At 67.3% G+C, this 18,334-nt stretch carries 15 protein-coding genes; 5 read left to right on the top strand and 10 right to left on the bottom strand.

Annotated features, from left to right (window positions below):
- Positions 1 to 39: 39 nt before the first annotated feature.
- From ABNX08_RS21000 to ABNX08_RS20990, 3 genes are all read right to left on the bottom strand, one after another.
- Positions 40 to 678 carry an MOSC domain-containing protein gene (locus ABNX08_RS21000; RefSeq protein WP_022537073.1) on the bottom strand — a complete coding sequence of 213 codons (639 nt, stop codon included), beginning with the start codon at positions 676 to 678 and terminating at the stop codon, positions 40 to 42.
- Positions 679 to 861: 183 nt separating this feature from the next.
- Positions 862 to 2,034 carry an MFS transporter gene (locus ABNX08_RS20995; protein ID WP_022537072.1) on the bottom strand — a complete coding sequence of 391 codons (1,173 nt, stop codon included), beginning with the start codon at positions 2,032 to 2,034 and terminating at the stop codon, positions 862 to 864.
- A gap of 230 nt (positions 2,035 to 2,264) precedes the next feature.
- Complete coding sequence (locus ABNX08_RS20990) at positions 2,265 to 3,290, bottom strand: D-2-hydroxyacid dehydrogenase family protein (RefSeq protein WP_349608375.1); 1,026 nt, start codon at positions 3,288 to 3,290, stop codon at positions 2,265 to 2,267.
- A gap of 509 nt (positions 3,291 to 3,799) precedes the next feature.
- On the opposite strand from ABNX08_RS20990, the gene ABNX08_RS20985 reads away from it, so the two are divergent.
- Positions 3,800 to 5,656, top strand: coding sequence for a phosphoenolpyruvate carboxykinase (GTP) (locus ABNX08_RS20985; protein ID WP_022537070.1), 1,857 nt, complete (start codon positions 3,800 to 3,802; stop codon positions 5,654 to 5,656).
- An 88-nt stretch (positions 5,657 to 5,744) separates the two neighbouring features.
- On the opposite strand, the gene ABNX08_RS20980 is transcribed toward ABNX08_RS20985, so the two are convergent.
- Complete coding sequence (locus tag ABNX08_RS20980; RefSeq protein WP_349608373.1) at positions 5,745 to 6,425, bottom strand: response regulator transcription factor; 681 nt, start codon at positions 6,423 to 6,425, stop codon at positions 5,745 to 5,747.
- Positions 6,422 to 7,840: a cache domain-containing protein gene (locus ABNX08_RS20975; RefSeq protein WP_349608371.1), complete on the bottom strand. Its 1,419-nt coding sequence runs from the start codon at positions 7,838 to 7,840 to the stop codon at positions 6,422 to 6,424. The genes ABNX08_RS20980 and ABNX08_RS20975 overlap by 4 nt, the downstream gene beginning before the upstream one ends.
- Before the next feature lie 390 nt (positions 7,841 to 8,230).
- Between ABNX08_RS20975 and ABNX08_RS20970 the strand changes: the two genes are divergently transcribed.
- The 3 genes from ABNX08_RS20970 to ABNX08_RS20960 all read left to right on the top strand — a co-directional run bounded on the left by ABNX08_RS20970 (position 8,231) and on the right by ABNX08_RS20960 (position 11,197).
- On the top strand, positions 8,231 to 10,300 hold the full coding sequence (locus ABNX08_RS20970; RefSeq protein ID WP_022537067.1) for a carbon starvation CstA family protein: 2,070 nt from the start codon (positions 8,231 to 8,233) through the stop codon (positions 10,298 to 10,300).
- Positions 10,301 to 10,314: 14 nt separating this feature from the next.
- On the top strand, positions 10,315 to 10,509 hold the full coding sequence (locus ABNX08_RS20965; protein ID WP_010811333.1) for a YbdD/YjiX family protein: 195 nt from the start codon (positions 10,315 to 10,317) through the stop codon (positions 10,507 to 10,509).
- 223 nt (positions 10,510 to 10,732) lie between these two features.
- Positions 10,733 to 11,197, top strand: a complete 465-nt coding sequence (locus tag ABNX08_RS20960) for a hypothetical protein (protein ID WP_022537066.1) — start codon at positions 10,733 to 10,735, stop codon at positions 11,195 to 11,197.
- A gap of 299 nt (positions 11,198 to 11,496) precedes the next feature.
- Here the strand turns inward: ABNX08_RS20960 and ABNX08_RS20955 are convergent, their stop codons facing one another.
- The gene (locus ABNX08_RS20955) at positions 11,497 to 11,751 is read right to left on the bottom strand and encodes a hypothetical protein (RefSeq protein WP_022537065.1); all 255 of its coding nucleotides are present in this window, start codon (positions 11,749 to 11,751) and stop codon (positions 11,497 to 11,499) included.
- Positions 11,752 to 11,950: 199 nt separating this feature from the next.
- Here ABNX08_RS20955 and ABNX08_RS20950 point away from each other — a divergent pair, with 199 nt between their 5' ends.
- Positions 11,951 to 12,898, top strand: a complete 948-nt coding sequence (locus ABNX08_RS20950) for a LysR family transcriptional regulator (protein WP_022537064.1) — start codon at positions 11,951 to 11,953, stop codon at positions 12,896 to 12,898.
- An 87-nt stretch (positions 12,899 to 12,985) separates the two neighbouring features.
- Here the strand turns inward: ABNX08_RS20950 and ABNX08_RS20945 are convergent, their stop codons facing one another.
- The 4 genes from ABNX08_RS20945 to ABNX08_RS20930 form a co-directional block, all read right to left on the bottom strand.
- Positions 12,986 to 15,688, bottom strand: coding sequence for a DNA topoisomerase III (locus ABNX08_RS20945; protein ID WP_022537063.1), 2,703 nt, complete (start codon positions 15,686 to 15,688; stop codon positions 12,986 to 12,988).
- Positions 15,689 to 15,846: 158 nt separating this feature from the next.
- On the bottom strand, positions 15,847 to 16,251 hold the full coding sequence (locus ABNX08_RS20940) for a thioredoxin family protein (RefSeq protein WP_349608367.1): 405 nt from the start codon (positions 16,249 to 16,251) through the stop codon (positions 15,847 to 15,849).
- Positions 16,252 to 16,344: 93 nt separating this feature from the next.
- Complete coding sequence (locus ABNX08_RS20935) at positions 16,345 to 17,013, bottom strand: DNA-processing protein DprA (protein ID WP_374063632.1); 669 nt, start codon at positions 17,011 to 17,013, stop codon at positions 16,345 to 16,347.
- A 7-nt stretch (positions 17,014 to 17,020) separates the two neighbouring features.
- Positions 17,021 to 18,190, bottom strand: a complete 1,170-nt coding sequence (locus ABNX08_RS20930; protein WP_022537060.1) for a LysM peptidoglycan-binding domain-containing protein — start codon at positions 18,188 to 18,190, stop codon at positions 17,021 to 17,023.
- Between the last annotated feature and the right edge of the window lie 144 nt (positions 18,191 to 18,334).

The raw sequence follows: 18,334 nt of genomic DNA, 5'->3' as shown, positions 1-18,334 counted from the left end.
TGTGTGTAGCGGGGCGCTTGTATGGTTAGACAAACATTATCAGAAAAGCTGCCGCCGGCCATCGCGGCGCCACTGATTGACGCTGTCGACCGAGAGTTCGCGTGGCCCGGCCTGCACAATGACGGCATCGCCGGCGCGAACTGAACCCGCCCGCACCACGCTGAGGTAAACGCCCGTGTAACCGCTCTGGACCATGTCCCGCACCGCATGGCGGTAAGCCATGGCCGCGTTGAACTTGTAGCAGGGCTGGCGCGGCGATTCCACCCGCAGCAGTGCGGTGCCCACGCGCAGCAGGTCGCCGACCCACAGGTCCGCCTCGACCAACCCTTCCAGCGTCAGGTTTTCGCCCAGCGCGCCATAGGGCAGCGGCTGGCCCGACTCCGGCTGCGAGCAGGCGCGGCGGCGCGCGTTCCACCAGGGGTAGTGCTCGGCCGGATAGGCGTAGACCGCCTTGTCCCGGCCGCCGTGCACGGTCAGGTCGGCCTGCTCGTCGCCGGCCATGCCCAGCGCCAGCACCTGTACGCAGATCGGGTGCAGCAGCGTGCTGACCGGGTGCTTGCGAATGCCGGAGAGCACCACCGCCTCGGTGCCCGCGCCCGCCACCACCAGCGGGATGGCCTTGCCCAGGCTCACCGCCAGCACGCGTGCACGGGCCTGCCAGGGTCTGGAATCGCTCACGTGAGCCCCCGCTTCGGTGGTTGTGGAAAGGGATGTGGATAAGCTGCGGATATCCCTGAGGATAACGGGCGGATAACGCTGTGGAAAAAGGCTTGGTGCGGTGCCTCACCAGACGCGGTGGCAAGGGCTGGCGCGCTTGTGGCAGGCTGGCGGCGCGGCCGTCGGGCCCGCACCGCCTGGGGATCAGGCCTGCTGCGGCGCCTGCTGGCGCTGTTCCTGGCAGCCGAGCGCGCGGGCACGCTGCGACACCGCCAGCGCCGCCAGCATCAGCGCCGCCGCGCCCCAGTGCAGCGAATCCGCCCCCGCCAGGGTGTAGATCGCGGCACCGGTCATGGCGCCGGCCGCCTGGCCCAGGTAGATCGACGAGGAATTGAGCGAGATCGATACCGAGGCCCGCTCCGGCGCCAGCAGCACCAGGCGCGCCTGCTGCGCGCTGTTGGTGGCAAACCCGCCCACGCCCCACAGCATGAACAGCAGCACCAGCGCCACGCCGCCCAGCCCGGCCAGCGGCCACAGCACCATGGCGGTGATCGAGGTCAGCAGCGTGACCTGCACGATCCGGCTCGGCGTGACCCGGTCCATGCGCGACGCGGCCACGGCGTTGCCGAACACGCCGCAGGCGCCGTAGGCCAGGAACATCAGGCTGAGCGTGCCGCCGCTGATGCCGTACTGGTCGCGCAGCAGGGGGGCGATATAGGTAAACACCGTAAACATGCCGGCCGACGAGATCATGGTGGTCAGCACCACCAGCATGATCGGCTTGTGGCGCAGCACCGCGCCCCAGGCCTCGCGCCCGACCGGCGGCACATACAGCCCGCGCGGCAGCGCGCGCCACACCGCCGCCGACACCAGCAGGGCCAGGACGCCCACCAGCGCCATGCTGACGCGCCAGCCCAGCGTGGAAGAGATCCAGGTGCCCAGCGGCACGCCCACCACGCTGGCGATGCTCCAGCCGAGGAAGACAAAGCTGATGGCGCGCCCGCGCGTCTGCGCATTGACCAGCAGCGGCAGCGTGGCCGCGGTCTGGGGAGTGTAGATGGCCGCGCCGATGGCCGTCAGGAAGCGGATCGCCATCAGTGCCGCGAAGCTGGGAGCGAACGCCGCGGCGAGGTGCATGACCGCGTAGATCAACAGCGATCCGGCCAGCAGCAGCCGACGGTCGATGCGCGAGCCCAGCGTGGCGAACAGCGGCGCGCCGACACAGGTCGCCAGCGCGAACACGGACACCAGCTGGCCAGCACTGGCCGCGCCGAGGCCGAAATCGCCGGCAATGTCGTTCAACATGCCGGTAACGATCATCGCACCGGTGCCAATGACGAAATTGCCGACGCAGAGCGTCACTAGCCTGGGGTCCATGCCGGCCTTGGGGAGGTGTTCAGCGCGCAGGCGCCTTGTTGTTGTCTGGGCTGCCGCGGGCCAGGGCGGCCGGGCGGTGAGGGAAGTCCCGAGTGTAGCGGTTTCGCGGCGTTCGCGTTTTCCCCCGGAAATGGCTACCCAGATGTGAAACGCCCCTGTCCCGCATCGCGGAACAGGGGCGAACAGGGCCTCATGGCGAGGTTACCTCGCGGCAATCCGGCCGCAACAACTCAGCGCGACAGTGCCGGCGTCAGCGCCTTGGGATTGACGATGCAGTCGTGCTTGCCGCCCAGCACATCCAGGATGTTCTGGAACGCCGTGCGGAAGTACAGCTCATAGCTGTCACGCTCCACATAGCCCAGGTGCGGCGTGCAGATACAGTTTTCCATGCGCAGCAGCGCGTGGCCCTGCAGGATCGGCTCGGACTCGAACACGTCGACCGCTGCCATGCCGGGCCGGCCCCGGTTCAGCGCGGTAACCAGCGCGTTCTCTTCCAGCAGCTCCGCGCGGCTGGTGTTGACGAAGAGCGCGGTGGGCTTCATCCGCGTCAGGTCGGTCAGCTTGACGATGCCGCGGGTGTCGTCGTTCAGGCGCAGGTGCAGCGACAAAACGTCGCTGTCGGCAAAGAACTGCTCCTTCGACCCGGCCACGCCCAGGCCATCGGCGCGGGCGGCTTCCTGCGAAGCCTCGCGGCCCCAGACCAGCACCTTCATGCCGAAGGCACGGCCATAGCCGGCCAGCAGCCGGCCGATCTTGCCGTAGCCCCAGATCCCCAGCGTCTGGCCGCGCAGCACCTGGCCGAGGCCGAAGTTGGGCGGCATCGTCGTCGATTTCAGGCCCGACTGCTGCCAGGCGCCGTGCTTGAGGCTCGCCACATACTGCGGGATGCGCCGCTGCGCCGCCATGATCAGCGCCCAGGTCAGCTCGGCCGGGGCCACCGGCGAGCCCACGCCTTCCAGCACCGCGACGCCGCGGTCGGTGGCCGCATCCAGGTCGATATGGCTGCCCGGGCCCGCGCCGACCTTGCCGGTCTGGCTGATCAGCTTCAGCTTGGGCAGTTTTTCCAGCAGTTGACGGGTGATGCGGGTGCGTTCGCGGATCAGCACCACGGCTTCCACGTCGGACAGGCGCGCGGCCAGCTGGCCCACGCCCTTGACGGTGTTGTTGAACACCTTGACGTCGTGCCCCTCCAACAAGCTGAAGCACGGCAGCTTGCGCACGGCGTCCTGATAATCGTCGAGTACGGCAATCTTCATCGGCAACTCTGGTTGTCTACCGGCCTTAGTGCCGGTTGGTGCGCGCGGCAACGGAGCCGCGCGCCGGTCAACAGTATTGTTGAATACCCCTCGCCGGCGCTACGCAACGATACCCGCCGAGCGACGGGGATGCCGCGCCAGCCGGCCGCGGCAATTGCTGCGCAGCAAAAAACAGGGGGGTGCGCCAGTGGTATCCTTGCCTGCTCCGGTGTCGCCGCGGATTGTCGGTCGAGCCCAGCTCCCGTCACGCTGCCCCATCCGGACAAAGCCCACCCGGCGCGCGCAGCCACCCCTGCGCGGGCGAAGCGCAACTTTAGCGCAGCCGCAGGGACCGCCGCGACCTTTGCACAACCCGGGTCGCCGCGGAGTTGTAACGGGATGTGACGATTCGGATATCACGGCCTGATGTTACCCACATCCTGTGACGATCTCGGATTTGCCTCCCGCCGGCCAAGGCTTTGCAAGGTTTCCCCATTCCCTTACTTCCCTTTACGAACCGGAGTTGCAGTATGAACCACCCCACGATGCAAGGCACGGCGCCAGTCAATGCACCGGCCTGGGTCAAGCACCCGAAGCTGGTGTCCTGGGTCGCGGAAATTGCCGCCCTGACCAAACCCGACAATATCTACTGGTGTGACGGGTCGCAGGAAGAATACGACCGCCTGTGCGAGCAGATGGTATCCGCCGGCACCATGAAGCGCCTGAACCCGGCCAAGCGCAAGAACTCTTTCCTGGCCCTGTCGGACCCCTCCGACGTGGCCCGCGTGGAAGACCGTACCTTCATCTGCTCCGAAAAGCAGGAAGACGCCGGCCCGACCAACAACTGGACCGCTCCCGCCGAGATGCGCCAGACGCTGAACGGCCTGTTCGAGGGTTCCATGCGCGGCCGCACGCTGTATGTGGTGCCGTTCTCGATGGGCCCGCTGGGCTCGCCGATCGCCCATATCGGCGTGGAACTGTCGGATTCGCCGTACGTGGCGGTGAACATGCGCATCATGACGCGCATGGGCAAGGCTGTGTATGAAGTGCTGGGCAGCAACGGCGAGTTCGTGCCGTGCGTGCACACCGTGGGCAAGCCGCTCGCCGCCGGCGAGAAGGACGTGGCGTGGCCGTGCAACCCGACCAAGTACATCGTCCATTTCCCGGAAACGCGCGAAATCTGGTCGTTCGGCTCGGGCTACGGCGGCAATGCGCTGCTGGGCAAGAAGTGCTTCGCGCTGCGGATCGCCTCGACCATGGGCCGCGATGAAGGCTGGCTCGCCGAGCACATGCTGATCCTGGGCGTGACCTCGCCCGAGGGCAAGAAGTACCACGTTGCCGCCGCATTCCCTTCGGCCTGCGGCAAGACCAATTTCGCCATGCTGATCCCGCCCAAGGCCTTCGAGGGCTGGAAGGTCACCACCATCGGCGACGACATTGCCTGGATCAAGCCGGGCAAGGACGGCCGCCTGTACGCGATCAACCCGGAAGCCGGCTACTTCGGCGTGGCCCCGGGCACCAGCGAGAAGACCAACTTCAACGCGATGGCGACGCTTAAGGAAAACGTCATCTTCACCAACGTGGCGCTGACCGACGACGGCGACGTGTGGTGGGAGGGCATGACCAAGGAAGCGCCGGCGCACCTGGCCGACTGGCAGGGCAAGGACTGGACCCCGGAAATCGCCAAGGCCACCGGGGCCAAGGCCGCGCACCCGAACGCCCGCTTCACCGCGCCGGCCGCGCAGTGCCCGTCGATCGACGATAACTGGGACAACCCGGCCGGCGTACCCATTGATGCGTTTATCTTCGGCGGCCGCCGCTCGACCACCGTGCCGCTGGTGACCGAGGCGCGCAACTGGACCGAAGGCGTCTACATGGCCGCCACCATGGGTTCGGAAACCACCGCCGCGGCCGCCGGCCAGCAAGGCGTGGTGCGCCGCGACCCGTTCGCCATGCTGCCGTTCTGCGGCTACAACATGAGCGATTACTTCGGCCACTGGCTGGAACTGGGCAAGAAGCTGGAAGCGTCGGGGGCCAAGCTGCCGAAGATCTACTGCGTCAACTGGTTCCGCAAGGATGCCGAGGGCAACTTCGTGTGGCCGGGCTTTGGCGAGAACATGCGCGTGCTGTCGTGGATGATCGACCGCGTGGAAGGCAAGGGGCAGGGCGCCGAGCACATGTTCGGCACGACGCCGCGCTACGAGGACCTGAACTGGAACGGCGTTGAGTTCTCGCCGGCGCAGTTCGAGCAGGTGACCTCGATCGACCGTGACGCGTGGCAGAAGGAGCTGGCGCTGCATGACGAGCTGTTTACGCAGCTGAAGCACAACCTGCCGCAGGCGCTGGCGGAAACGCGGGTTGCGCTGGGCAAGCGGCTGGAGGGCTGATGCTCTCGCAGCCGTGCTGACAAAGCTGGCACGCTGTGCCAGGTTTGGTCGGCAAACCAACGCCCGTCTCTCCGGAGGCGGGCGTTTTTTATCCCGCCTCGCTATCCCCCAACGTCTCCACCGCATACTTCACCAACCCCGCCCGCCCCTCGATCCCCAACTTGCGCTTCAGGTTGAGCCGGTGCGTTTCCACCGTGCGCACCGACACGCCGAGCTGCACCGCAATCTCCTTGTTGGCCATGCCACGCCCGATGCAGCCAAGGATGTCGCGCTCGCGCCAGGTCAGCGCGTCGAGCGGGCCAGGGCTTTGCTCGGCCATGCCGCGCGCGATGCGCGCGCTGTAGAACACACGCCCGGCCAGCACCGACTGGATCGCCGCCATCAGCTCGTCAGCCGGCGCGTCCTTGAGCACATAGCCGCGCGCGCCGGCGCGCACCGCCTGGCGCACGTATTCCAGGTTGTCGTGCATCGACACGATCAGCACCGCCAGTTCCGGATAGCGGTCGTGCAACGCCGCCGCCAGCGCGATGCCGCCCATGCCGCGCATGCCGATATCGGTGATGACGAGGTCCGGCAGCTCGGCTTCAGCGGCACGGTCCAGCCACGCCAGCGCGGCTTCGCCGTCGTCGGCCTCGCCTACCACGCGCAGCCTCGGCTGCAGCGCCAGGTGCATGCGCATGCCGTCGCGCACCAGCGCGTGGTCGTCGATCAGCAGCACGCGGGCGGGTGCGTCGGCGCTGCCGGGGGCGAAGTCGGGAAACTGGGTCATGACTGCGAGGGTCCTGCGGAAACGGGATCGTGCGAAATTGCAGTGGCTTTTGCTGCAGGCTTCGCCAGCGGCAGCGAAGCGACCAGCTCGGTGCCGCCGACGCCGGAAACGATGCCGAACTGCCCGCCCAGCGCGGCGATACGCTCCCGCAGGTTGCGCAGGCCGATGCCGCGCTGCGGGTCGAGCTGCATGCGCGCCACATCGAAGCCGCTGCCATCGTCGCGCACGGTCAGGCGCGTGGCGTCGGCATCGAACGCCAGCAACACGCTCACGCGCCGCGCACGGGCGTGGCGCTCCACATTGGTCAGCGCTTCTTGCGCGATGCGGAACAGTGCCGTGGCCTGTTCATCCGCCAGTTCGCGCGGCGTACCGGATTGCGTCACCGCGATCTCGAGCCGGCTGCCGCCCTGCATCTCGCGCGCCAGGTGCTGGAGCGCGGCGTAGAGGCCCAGGTCGTCGAGCAGGGCGGGGCGCAGGTTGCGCGCCACGCGCCGCACTTCGTTGAACACGGTGTCGAGCCGGTTCAGCGCCATGCCCAGCACCGGCGCCACCGCCGCGCCTTCAGTGGGCGCCAGGCGCAGGCGGTTGGTGGCGGTCTCCAGCACCAGCTTGACCGACACCAGCAGCTGGCTGATGCCGTCGTGCAGCTCGCGCGACAGCCGCGCGCGTTCCTCTTCCTGCGACTGCACCACGCGCTGCGCCAGCTGGCGCAGCTTGGCATCGGCCTCGCGGTGTTCGCTGACGTTCAGCGCCAGGCCGCTGGCGGCGACCAGCAGGATGCTGATCGCGGCGATCACGCCGATCCAGGCCATGGTTTCGCGGATATCGGTCTCGGCGCGGGCGTCAAGCTGGCGCAGCGTGCGCTCCACGTCATCCAGGTAGATGCCGGTGCCGAGCATCCAGCCCCACTCAGGCACCGCGACCACGTAGCCGAGCTTGGGCGCGAGTTGCTGCGACGAGGGCTTTCTCCACAGGTAGCGGACCGCGCCGCCGCCACTTTTTGCCGCGGCGATCAGCTGCTGGATGGTCAGCGCGCCCTGGGGGTCACGCATGGTCCACAGGTCCTGGCCGACCAGTTCGGGCTGGCGCGGATGCATCAGGTTGCGGCCCTGCAGGTCGTACAGGAAGAAGTAGCCGTCGGGGCCGTAGTCGAGCCGCGCCAGTGCCTCCATCGCCGCGCGCCGGGTATCGGCGTCGTTGCGGCCGGAGCGCACCATCGGCGCGATCGCGCTCTGCGCCAGTTCCACGTAGTGGCGCAGCTCCATTTCCTTGCTCTGCAGGTAGGCGGCTTCGACCAGCGCGCGTTCATGCCGGGCTAGCTGGGTGGCCTGGTAGCGCACGGCTATGGCGATGCCGAGCATGGCCACCGCCAGCGGCGCCACGGCTAGCAACAGGATCTTCTGGCGGAGTTTCATCTGGGACCGGGGGTAAACACCGACGCCGCGCAGGCGGCATGCCACCGTCGATTTGCGTAGTACTACGCAGATGTGCTGCGTAGTTACGCGCTTGTGCGGGGTTTGGCGGGTGTCAATACTACACGCCGGACACGCCACCGCCCCAGCAGGGCGCGCGAGTCGACGCAGCTGGTGCACCGGACACCCCTGGACGGTGCATCGCCTGCCTGCAAGACGAGATCCGGAAACGACGACAAACCGGGCGTGCAGCAGCAGATCCCAGGAGACGCCCTCACCGCCGGATTCACCGCAAGCTGCCCGCCTTCGGGGCGCATGCCACCGCTGTTCGCCGTTCCCGTCCTTCGCCACCGCAGGCTATCCAAGACATCCCGGTCTGAGGAGACCTTCACTATGAATCGCATCGGAGAACACCTGGTGTGGCTGGCCGTCGCCGTGCTCGGCGCGTTTGCCTTCGGCACCGTCGCGCTGGCGCGCGGCGAGGCCGTCAGCGCGCTGTGGATCGTGGTTGCCGCGCTCTGCATCTACCTGATCGCCTACCGCTACTACAGCCGCTTTATCGCCGACAAGGTGATGCAGCTCGATCCCAAACGCATGACGCCCGCCTGGCGCCACAACGACGGCCTGGACTACGTGCCGACCAACAAGGCGGTGCTGTTCGGCCACCACTTCGCGGCGATTGCAGGCGCCGGCCCGCTGGTCGGCCCGGTGCTGGCCGCGCAGATGGGCTATATGCCGGGCATGCTGTGGATCCTGGCCGGCGTGGTGTTCGCCGGCGCGGTGCAGGATTTCATGGTGCTGTTTATCTCCACGCGCCGCGACGGCCGCTCGCTGGGCGACCTGGTCAAGTCGGAGATGGGCACGGTGCCGGGCATGATCGCGCTGTTCGGCTGCTTCATGATCATGATCATCATCCTGGCGGTGCTGGCGCTGATCGTGGTGAAGGCGCTGGCCGACTCGCCGTGGGGCACCTTCACCGTGGCGGTGACGATTCCGATTGCGCTGTTCATGGGCATCTACACGCGCTACATCCGCCCGGGCCGGATCGGCGAGGTGTCGGTCATCGGCTTCGTGCTGCTGATGCTGGCCATCATCGGCGGCCAGTACGTGCATGAAAGCGCCACGCTGGCGCCGCTGTTCACCTACGACGGCAAGGCACTGACCTGGATGCTGATCATCTACGGATTTATCGCCGCCGTGCTGCCGGTGTGGCTGCTGCTGGCGCCGCGCGACTACCTGTCGACCTTCCTGAAGATCGGCACCATCATCGCGCTGGCCGTGGGCATCCTGATCGTCGCGCCGGAGCTGAAGATGCCGGCCTTCACGCAGTTCGCCAAGGGCGGCGGGCCGGTGTGGACGGGCAACCTGTTCCCGTTCCTGTTCATCACCATCGCCTGTGGCGCGGTGTCGGGCTTCCATGCGCTGATCTCGTCGGGCACCACGCCCAAGCTGCTGGAAAATGAATCGCACGCGCGCTTTATCGGCTACGGCGCGATGCTGGCCGAGTCCTTCGTCGCCATCATGGCCCTGGTGGCCGCCTCGGTGATCGAGCCGGGCGTGTACTTCGCCATGAACAGCCCGGCCGCGGTAATCGGCACCACGCCGGAAGCAGTGGCACACGCCGTGTCGACCTGGGGCTTCGTGATCACGCCGGACGTGCTGGTGCAGACCGCCAAGGACGTCGGCGAGAACACCATCATCTCGCGCGCCGGCGGCGCGCCGACGCTGGCCGTGGGCATCGCCCATATCCTGCACCAGGTGGTGGGCGGCCAGGCCATGATGGCGTTCTGGTACCACTTTGCCATCCTGTTCGAGGCGCTCTTCATCCTGACCGCTGTCGACGCGGGCACCCGCGCCGGCCGCTTCATGCTGCAGGACCTGCTGGGCAGCTTTATCCCGTCGATGCGCAAGACCGACTCGCTGGTTGCCAACCTGACCGCCACCGCGCTGTGCGTGGCGGCCTGGGGCTACTTCCTGTACCAGGGCGTGGTCGATCCGCTGGGTGGCATCAACACGCTGTGGCCGTTGTTCGGCATCTCCAACCAGATGCTGGCCGCGGTGGCGCTGGTGCTGGGCACCTGCGTGCTGGTCAAGATGAAGCGCGGCCAGTACGCCTGGGTCACTTTGCTGCCGACCATCTGGTTGCTGATCTGCACGCTGACCGCCGGCTGGCAGAAGCTGTTCCATGCCGATCCCAAGGTCAGCTTCCTGACCCACGCCGCCAAGTTCAGCGCCGCCATTGCCGAGGGCAAGGTGCTGGCCCCGGCCAAGTCGATGGAGCAGATGCACCGCATCGTCTTCAATGACTACCTGGATGCCGGCCTGTGCGCGCTGTTCATGCTGGTGGTGCTGTCGATCGTGTTCTACGGCTTCAAGACTGCGATGCAGGCACGCGCCGTGAACCGCCCGACCGACAAGGAAACGCCGTTCGAGCCCCTGCCGGGCGCCGCTTCGGCCCAGTAACCCGGGAGCCCGCCATGCTGGAACAACTCGGAACCATGGGGCGCTACCTGGGGCAGTCGCTGCGGCTGATGGTCGGGCTGCCTGACTACCAGACCTATGTGGCCCACATGGAAAGCACCCACCCGGACCGTGAGCCGATGAGCTACGAGGAATTCTTCCGCGAGCGCCAGGAGGCACGCTACGGCGGCGGGCAGGGCAAGTGCTGCTGAGCACACGCTGACACGCGGCCCGCCGATGGTGGGCTGCAGACAAAGCAGACAGGCGATCACACGATCGCCTGTCTTTTTATTAAGTGTTGTATTTTCGCCGCGCATTTGTAACCCACGGAGGCTGTTTCTGTAGAGGGTTACAGGGCTTTACAGGTAGTTACAGCAAGGGTAGGGCTCCTTATCTACACTTGCGTCACATCATGGCAATTCGAGGAAAAAACATATGACTCGCCATCCCGTTCGCAACCTGACTATTGCCCTCGCCCTGGCGGCCAGCGCGCTGCCAGCCTTCGCGGGCGACATGAACAACGCCCTGGGCGGCGCACTCGGCGGTGTCGCCGGTGCCGCGGTGGGCGGCGCGCTGGGCGGCAGCACCGGCGCGGTGATCGGTGGTGCAGTGGGTGGCGGCGCCGGCGGCGCAGTGACGTCCAACCGCCGCGAGCGCACGGGCGCCATCATCGGCGGCGCGCTGGGTGGCGGTGCCGGTACCGCGGCGGGCAACGCCATGGGCGGCCGCACCGGCGGCCTGATCGGTGCCGGCCTGGGTGGCGGTGCGGGTGCCGCGCTGGGCGGCAATATCTCGCGCAGCAACTCGTACGAAAATGACCACCACCACGGCTATTACAAGAGCCACTACAAGCGCAAGAAGCACAGGCATCACCACCACCGCCACCACGACCACGATTAAGTCGCAGCAGCGGTAAAGGGAACGGGCCGGAATGGCCCGTTTTTCATTTGCGGCGTCTGGCATAATCGTTCGAACTACCTCGCCCGCCTGCCGGGAGCTGAAACAAAGAAGCCCGCAACCGGCGACGGCCGGAGCGGGCTTCTTCTCCAATAAAGTGGGAGAGGCCGTCGGGGGCACTCTCCTAAAGACCTGTGGAGACCAGGTTGAAACAGAAGGGGCCGCCCTTGGGGAGGGAGCGACCCCGGATCGCGCTTGCAGGTGCCGCTGGCAGTGGCTGCGCGGCGCAGGAGGGTGGCCGCTCAGAGCGGCGCGCGATCGGTAGTGGTTTCGTACTTGGCGCCGTCGGTAAAGGCGTCGAACTTGCCGGCACGGGCGCCGTCGGTGAAGGCGTCAAACTTGCCGGCCTTGGCACCGTCGGTGTACGGGTCGAACTTGCCCACCTTGGCGCCGTCGCTGTAGACGTCGAACTTGCCGTTCTTGGCAAAGGCCGGTGCGGCCGACAGGGCGGCGACGAGGGTAGCGACAGTGATCAGGGCGTAGCGGTTGGTTTTCATGGTTCAGCCTTCTGTGTAGCGCGGATGCCTGAGCCGTCACTTCGACGAAAGACTATGTTGCGTTGCGGCATCCAATGGCTAGATATTAGGCATTTCCCTCATATCAATAAATATCAGGAGCCACAATGATTAGTTTTACTTCGAACAATAAAGCAAGCTGATTGCGTAAAAATTCAGCGCAGAACCGGGAGACTATGTCATGGATCGCCTGCAATCGATGCGTGTGTTTTCCAAGGTGGTGGAGTTGGGAAGCTTCGCGCGTGCAGCGCAGCAGCTGGAAATGTCCAATGCGGTGGTCACGCGCTACGTGGCCGACCTGGAAAGCCACCTCGGTACGCGCCTGCTTAACCGCACCACGCGCAGCCTGTCGCTGACCGACGCCGGCGAGACCTACCTGCAGCGCTGCCAGCAGATCCTGGAAGACGTGGAAGAAGCCGAGAGCGTGGTCACCGCGCGCAGCCAGTCGCTGTCGGGCACGCTGCGGCTGGTCACACCCGTGATGTTCGGGCTGCACCTGCTGCCCGATCTGCTTGCGCGCTTTCAGCAGCAATACCCGGATGTGGTGTTCGACGTGATCCTGTCGGACCGCAATGTCGATATCGTCGAAGAAGGCCGCGACGTGGCCGTGATGCTGTCCGACCTGGGCCTGGGTTCGCACCTGGTGGCGCGCCCGCTGCTGTCGGCCGAGGTGATCCTGTGTGCCTCACCCGGCTACGTGGCCGCGCACGCGCCGCTGCGCCATGCCCATGAACTGACCCACCACCGCTGCATCGCCATGCGGCTGCCCAATGTCGAGCATGAATGGACGCTGCTGGGCCCCGAGGGCGAGGTGACCGTGCCGATCCGCCCGGGGCTGCTGTGCAACGACGCCGAGCTGGCACACCAGGCGGCGCTGGCCGACATGGGCGTGGCGATGCTGTCCTCGTACCTGGCGCGCCCGAACATCGAATCCGGCAAGCTGGTGCATGTACTGCCGCAATACCAGCTGCCGCGGCGCGATGTCAGCGTGGTGTATCCCAGCCGCAAGTTCCTGCCGACCAAGGTACGCGCCTTTATCGACTTCCTGCTGGAAGAAGGGCAGGTGCGCGGCAGGGAGACACAGCCTGAGCCGGCCCCTGGACGTGATGCCCAGGCCGTGCGGACCTGACGCCACGCCGTAGCCAGCCAGCAAGGCAAAAGCGCCCGGACATGCCGGGCGCTTTTGCTTTCGGGGCGCTGACAGGCGCTGTGGCGCTTATTCGCCGGCAGCCGCGGCGCGAGACTTCTTCGCCGCTGGGGTCTTGGCGGGTGCCTTCTTGGCTGCGGTCTTGGTGGCCGCCGCCTTCTTGGCCGGTGCCTTGGTCGCTGCCGTCTTGGTTGCCGCGGTCTTGGCGGCCGTCTTGGTGGCTGGCGCCGCCTCGGCCTCGGCCTCGGCCGCGCCGCGCGAAGCCGGCTTGGCGGCGGTCTTCGCCGCCGTCTTGGCGCCCGCCTTGGGCTCGCGTGCCTCGAACTCGAAGCCGATCTTGCCGTCCGGCTGCTTGACCAGGAAGGCCTTGAAGTTGCGGCCCGTGCGCGACGACTTGAAGCCGGTCAGCAGGTCGGTCTTGCCGTCGTTGAGCAGCTTGCCGATCTGCTCGCGGCTGATCTCCTGCTGCAGGATGATCTTGCCGGTGGTGAAGTCGCAGCTCTTGGGGCTGGCCACGCTGTTCTCGCAGACGTACTTCATGCCGTGCTCGAACACGGCGCCGCCGCACTTCGGGCAGGTGCCCACCGGCTCCTGGCCGCTGAAGTCGACCGGCTCGCCGTCGCCTTCCTCGTCGTTCTGGCCGAAGTCGAATTCCATCTTGTAATGGCCTTCGTCGTCCTTGGCCAGCTTCAGGATGGCCGCGAACGGGCGGCCCATCTTGCTGCGGAAGCCCTGCAGCGGACCGATCTCCTTCTTAAGCAGCAGTTCCTCGACCTCATCGATCTCGAACTGGCGCCCGCCCGGGATCTTGCTGATCGAGAACTCGCACGCGGTGCAGGCAAAGCGGCGGTAGTTCTCCTTGACCTGCCCGCCGCACTGCGGGCACGGCGTGTCCAGCGTGGCGTAGTCGCCCGGGATGGTGTCGCTGTCGTACTCCTTGGCGCGCTTGACGATCTGCTGCGTCATCTGCGCGATCTCGAGCATGAACTCGTCGCGCTTCAGGCGCCCACGCTCGATCTGCGAGAGCTTGTGTTCCCACTCGCCGGTCAGCTCGGCCTGCGTCAGTTCCTGCACGCCCAGGCCGCGCAAGAGCGTCATGAGCTGGAACGCCTTCGCGGTCGGTATCAGTTCGCGGCCTTCGCGCACCAGGTACTTTTCCGTCAGCAGGCCTTCGATGATGGCCGCACGCGTGGCCGGCGTGCCCAGACCCTTGCCGGCCATGGCCTCGCGCAGCGCGTCGTCGTCCACCAGCTTGCCGGCGCCTTCCATGGCGGACAGCAGCGTGGCTTCGTTGTAGCGCGCGGGCGGCTTGGTCGTGAGGCCGACGCTCTCGACCTTGTCGGTCTTGACCTTCTCGTCCTTGGCCACCGGCACCAGGTTTGCGGCGTCCTTGTCGCCCTGCGCCTCGCGGCCGTAGATCACCAGCCAGCCCGCGTTGACCAGCACCTTGCCTTCGGTCTTGAAGTGGTGGCCGGCAACTTCCGTGATGCGGGTCGTGACCTGGAACTCGGCCGCCGGGAAGAACACCGCCAGGAAGCGGCGCACCACCAGGTCGTACAGCTTCTGCTCGGGCTCGGACAGGTTCTTGGGCGCCTGCAGCGTCGGGATGATGGCGAAGTGGTCGCTGATCTTGCTGTTGTCGAAGATGCGCTTGTTCGGCCGTACCCAGCCCTGCGCCAGGATCTTCTTGGCATGCGGCAGGTAGTTGGGCGAGCTGTCGGCCAGCATGTCCATGGTCTGCTTGACCGTGTCCAGGTAGTCCTCGGGCAGCGCGCGCGCGTCGGTACGCGGGTAGGTCAGGACCTTGTGCTTCTCATACAGCGCCTGCGCCAGGCCCAGCGTGTTCTTGGCGGAGAAGCCGAAGCGCGAGTTGGCCTCGCGCTGCAGCGTGGTCAGGTCGAACAGCGCCGGCGACTGCTGCGTCGACGGCTTGGATTCCTCGGTGACCGTGCCGGTCTTGTCGCGGCAGGCGGCGACGATGCTCTTGGCCTCGGCCTCGCTCCACAGGCGCGACTCGCGTGCCTCGGGATCGAACTCGTTCTTCTTGAACTTGGGATCGAACCAGCGGCCTTCATACAGGCCGGCGGCGGCGATGAACTCGGCGTGCACTTCCCAGTAGTCGCGCGGCACGAAGTGCTTGATCTTCTCTTCGCGCTCCACCACGATCGACAGCGTCGGCGTCTGCACGCGGCCCACGGTGGTCAGGAAGAAGCCGCCGCCCTTGCTGTTGAAGGCGGTCATGGCGCGGGTGCCGTTGATGCCGACCAGCCAGTCGGCCTCGGAGCGGCAGCGCGCGGCATCGGCCAGCGGCAGCATGTCTTCGTCTTCACGCAGGCTGGCAAAGCCGTCGCGGATCGCCTGCTGCGTCATCGACTGCAGCCACAGCCGGCGCACCGGCTGCTTGGCCTTGGCCTGCTGCGCGATCAGGCGGAAGATCAGCTCGCCTTCGCGCCCCGCGTCGCAGGCGTTGATCAGCGCGGTGACGTCCTTGCGCTTGATCAGGCGGTTGAGCACCTTCAGGCGCGACTCGGTTTTGGGGATCGGGCGCAGGTCGAAATGCGGCGGGATTACCGGCAGGTTGGCAAAGCTCCACTTGCCGCGCTTGACCTCGTATTCGTCCGGAGCGGCGATCTCGACCAGGTGGCCGACTGCCGAGGACAGCACGTAGTCGTCGCTCTCGAAATATTCGTCGTGCTTGGTAAACCCCCCGAGGGCACGGGCGATATCCGCCGCGACCGACGGCTTTTCCGCGATGATGAGGGCTTTTGACATTGGAAAGGGTCCTTGCGAGCCGCTTCCGGCAACCCGCTAATGCACTGCAAACGAAGTAATCAGAACGCCGGGAGGCTTTGAGGCGCCAATAATAAGCGCGGTATCAACGGCGGTGCAAGCAAGCCCCGTCGCGGCTTACCGCGCCGCCAGAACTTAACCTAGGCGGCACCACGGCTTCCGGCAAGTAACCAGTCCAGCACTTGCGGCACATCGTCGGCACTTGCCGGCATCGCTGCGCCGCGCGTCAGCATACGCTCCAGCACCTCGATATGCGGCAGGAGCGTGCCATAGAACTGCGGCGTGCCGCCCGACGCCGGCTGCACCAGCACCGTCGGGAAGTTCTCGATATCGACATCGCCGAGCGCGTCCGCATGCGTCTCGATGTCGATCCAGACGAAGCAATCCTCCGGATGGCGCCCGGCCAGGGCCGTCAGCGCCGGCAGGTAGTCCCGGCACGTGCCGCACCACTGCGCGCACAGGCAGGCAACCAGGCGGCCCTGCGGCCGCGCCGCCAGGCACTCGGCGATGGCGTCGGCATCACGCTCGGGGAAGTAAACGGTCATGGCATCGGAAACATGAGGCGCCCGCGGCACGCGGACAGCCGGCGATTGTATCGGTATTGCGCACCGGCCCCCTCGGGACGCCTCGCGGGCGGCTCAGCCAAGGCGGCGGAACAGGTTTCCCGGTAGACGCTCGGCGTGGCCGGCCAGTTCCAGCTCGAGCAGGCGCGCGGCGACGGCTTCCGGGGGCTGGCCGCTGCGCTCGCACAGCGCGTCCAGCGTAACGGGATCGTAGCCGAGTGCGGCCAGCAGGGGGTCGGAAGGGTCGGCAAAGTCAGAAAAGTCCGGTCGGCCCGGCTGGGCGGGTGGGGTGGCGCCGCGCGCGCCGACGATGGCCACCGCGGGGCGCGCCAGCAGCGCGGGATCGCCTTTGATATATAGCAGCGGCGGCGGATCGGGCAGGTCGAACAGCCGACGGGGATAGGCGTCGTCAGCCAGCGTGACGAGATGGTTGCCGGGCGTGTCGAGCCAGGCCAGCGTGCGCGCGGCCAGCCCCGACAGCGCCGCGCCGGGCGCGGCCAGCACCGCACGCGCCTGCTTCTGCGGCACCACCGAGGACAGCGCCTCGACGCTCTGCGCCAGCACTTGCTGCGGCAGCCCGAACGCGGCCAGCAGCAGGCGCGCGGCCACCGGGCCGACCCCGGGCGCGCAGGCCAGCCGCAGCCACGCCATCACGTCATCGGGGTCGCGCGTACTGTCGCGCCGCCCCGGACCGGCGGCGGCGTCGCCTGGAGCAGCGGCGGCCGCCAGCCAGGTTGCGAGCAAGGCCGGCTCAGCGTGGCGAGGTGGCGCGATCGCCCACCGCGATCACGTTGGAGGCGTCGGTCACCAGCGCGTACGCCACGCCAGGGAACACGCGGAAGACAAAGGCCAGCCCGTAGCGTTCGTCCGGCAGGCGGATGTTGCGGTTGCTGTCGGTCTTGTCGTGCACGATCTCGCCGGCGCGCGACAACGCCAGCACCTGCCCGGGTTCGAGACCCGCCTTGCTGCCGACGTTGAGCACCACCACCTGCTTGGCGCCGCCGTACTGCACGCCGCCGAAGACCTTGGCGACGCGGCCGTCGACCTCGGCGTCGGGCGCGTGCGGCACGTAGCGCACCGCTTCGCGCGCGGGCTGCGGCATCAGCATCGTGCCCACCCCCATCTCCTGCTGGGCTTGGGTGACCTGCAGCGTCGACACCGCGTCCGGGCCCTGCGCACCGCGCGCCAGGCGGGCGTTGCCTTCGTACTCGGCTTCGTAGCCGAGCACGGCGTTGGTGACGGGGTCGCGCACCGGGGTGACCGGGCGGTAGGCCTGCCAGTCGCTGCCCGGCGGCGCGTCGACGGCGATGCCGCGCGCGTAGGCATTGTCGTCGCGGCCCAGGTACACGCGCGACTCGGGCACCGCGACGATGCGTGCGGAGGTGGCGAGCGTGCCTTCGTCGACCACCAGCGGGCGGATCAGGAAAGGCTCGATATCGCCGGCGGGGATGCTCAGGATGGCGGCGCTGTCGGCGTCGCCGCCGCGCGTGCGTGGCGACAGGTGCACCGTGCCGCTGCCCCCAGGCGTGGTCGACAGCCAGGCGCGGCCGTCACGCTGGATCAGGTACAGGATCTGGCCTGGATAGATCAGGTGCGGGTTGCGGATCTGCTGCTGGTTCATGCCCCACAACTCGGGCCAGCGCCAGGGCTGGCGCAGGTAGCGGCCCGAGATCCCCCACAGCGTGTCGCCGGTGCGCACGGTGTACTGCGACGGCGCACTGGGGGCGAGTTCTGAAACGGGGATGCCCTGCTGGGCGGTGCGCTGGGCCTCGGCCTGCTGCGCTGGCGTGACCGTGAGGTCCGCTGCCAATGCCGGCAGGCTGGCCGCGGCTGTGAGGCCGGCAGCACTCAGCAAGAGGAGGGTGAACGCGTGCAGCCTGCGGCCCGACGCCGCCTGGTGTTCTTTGGTAAGATCGCGCATTTTCCTGACCAGCCGGTGGTTCGGCCGGATTGACCCGGGAGAGCGTGCCTGCTGCGGCGCGCCTTGAATTTTTGTACTTGCGCCCCGATTCTGCATGTAAACACTGGCCGCCGCAACGCGACCGGTGCGCCGGCAGCGCCCGGC

The sequence above is a fragment of the Cupriavidus sp. DF5525 genome, assembly GCF_040149425.2.
Classification (GTDB): domain Bacteria; phylum Pseudomonadota; class Gammaproteobacteria; order Burkholderiales; family Burkholderiaceae; genus Cupriavidus; species Cupriavidus pickettii_A.
The sequence above is the reverse complement of the archived record's forward strand: the minus strand, read 5'-3'. Positions and strand labels throughout refer to the sequence as shown.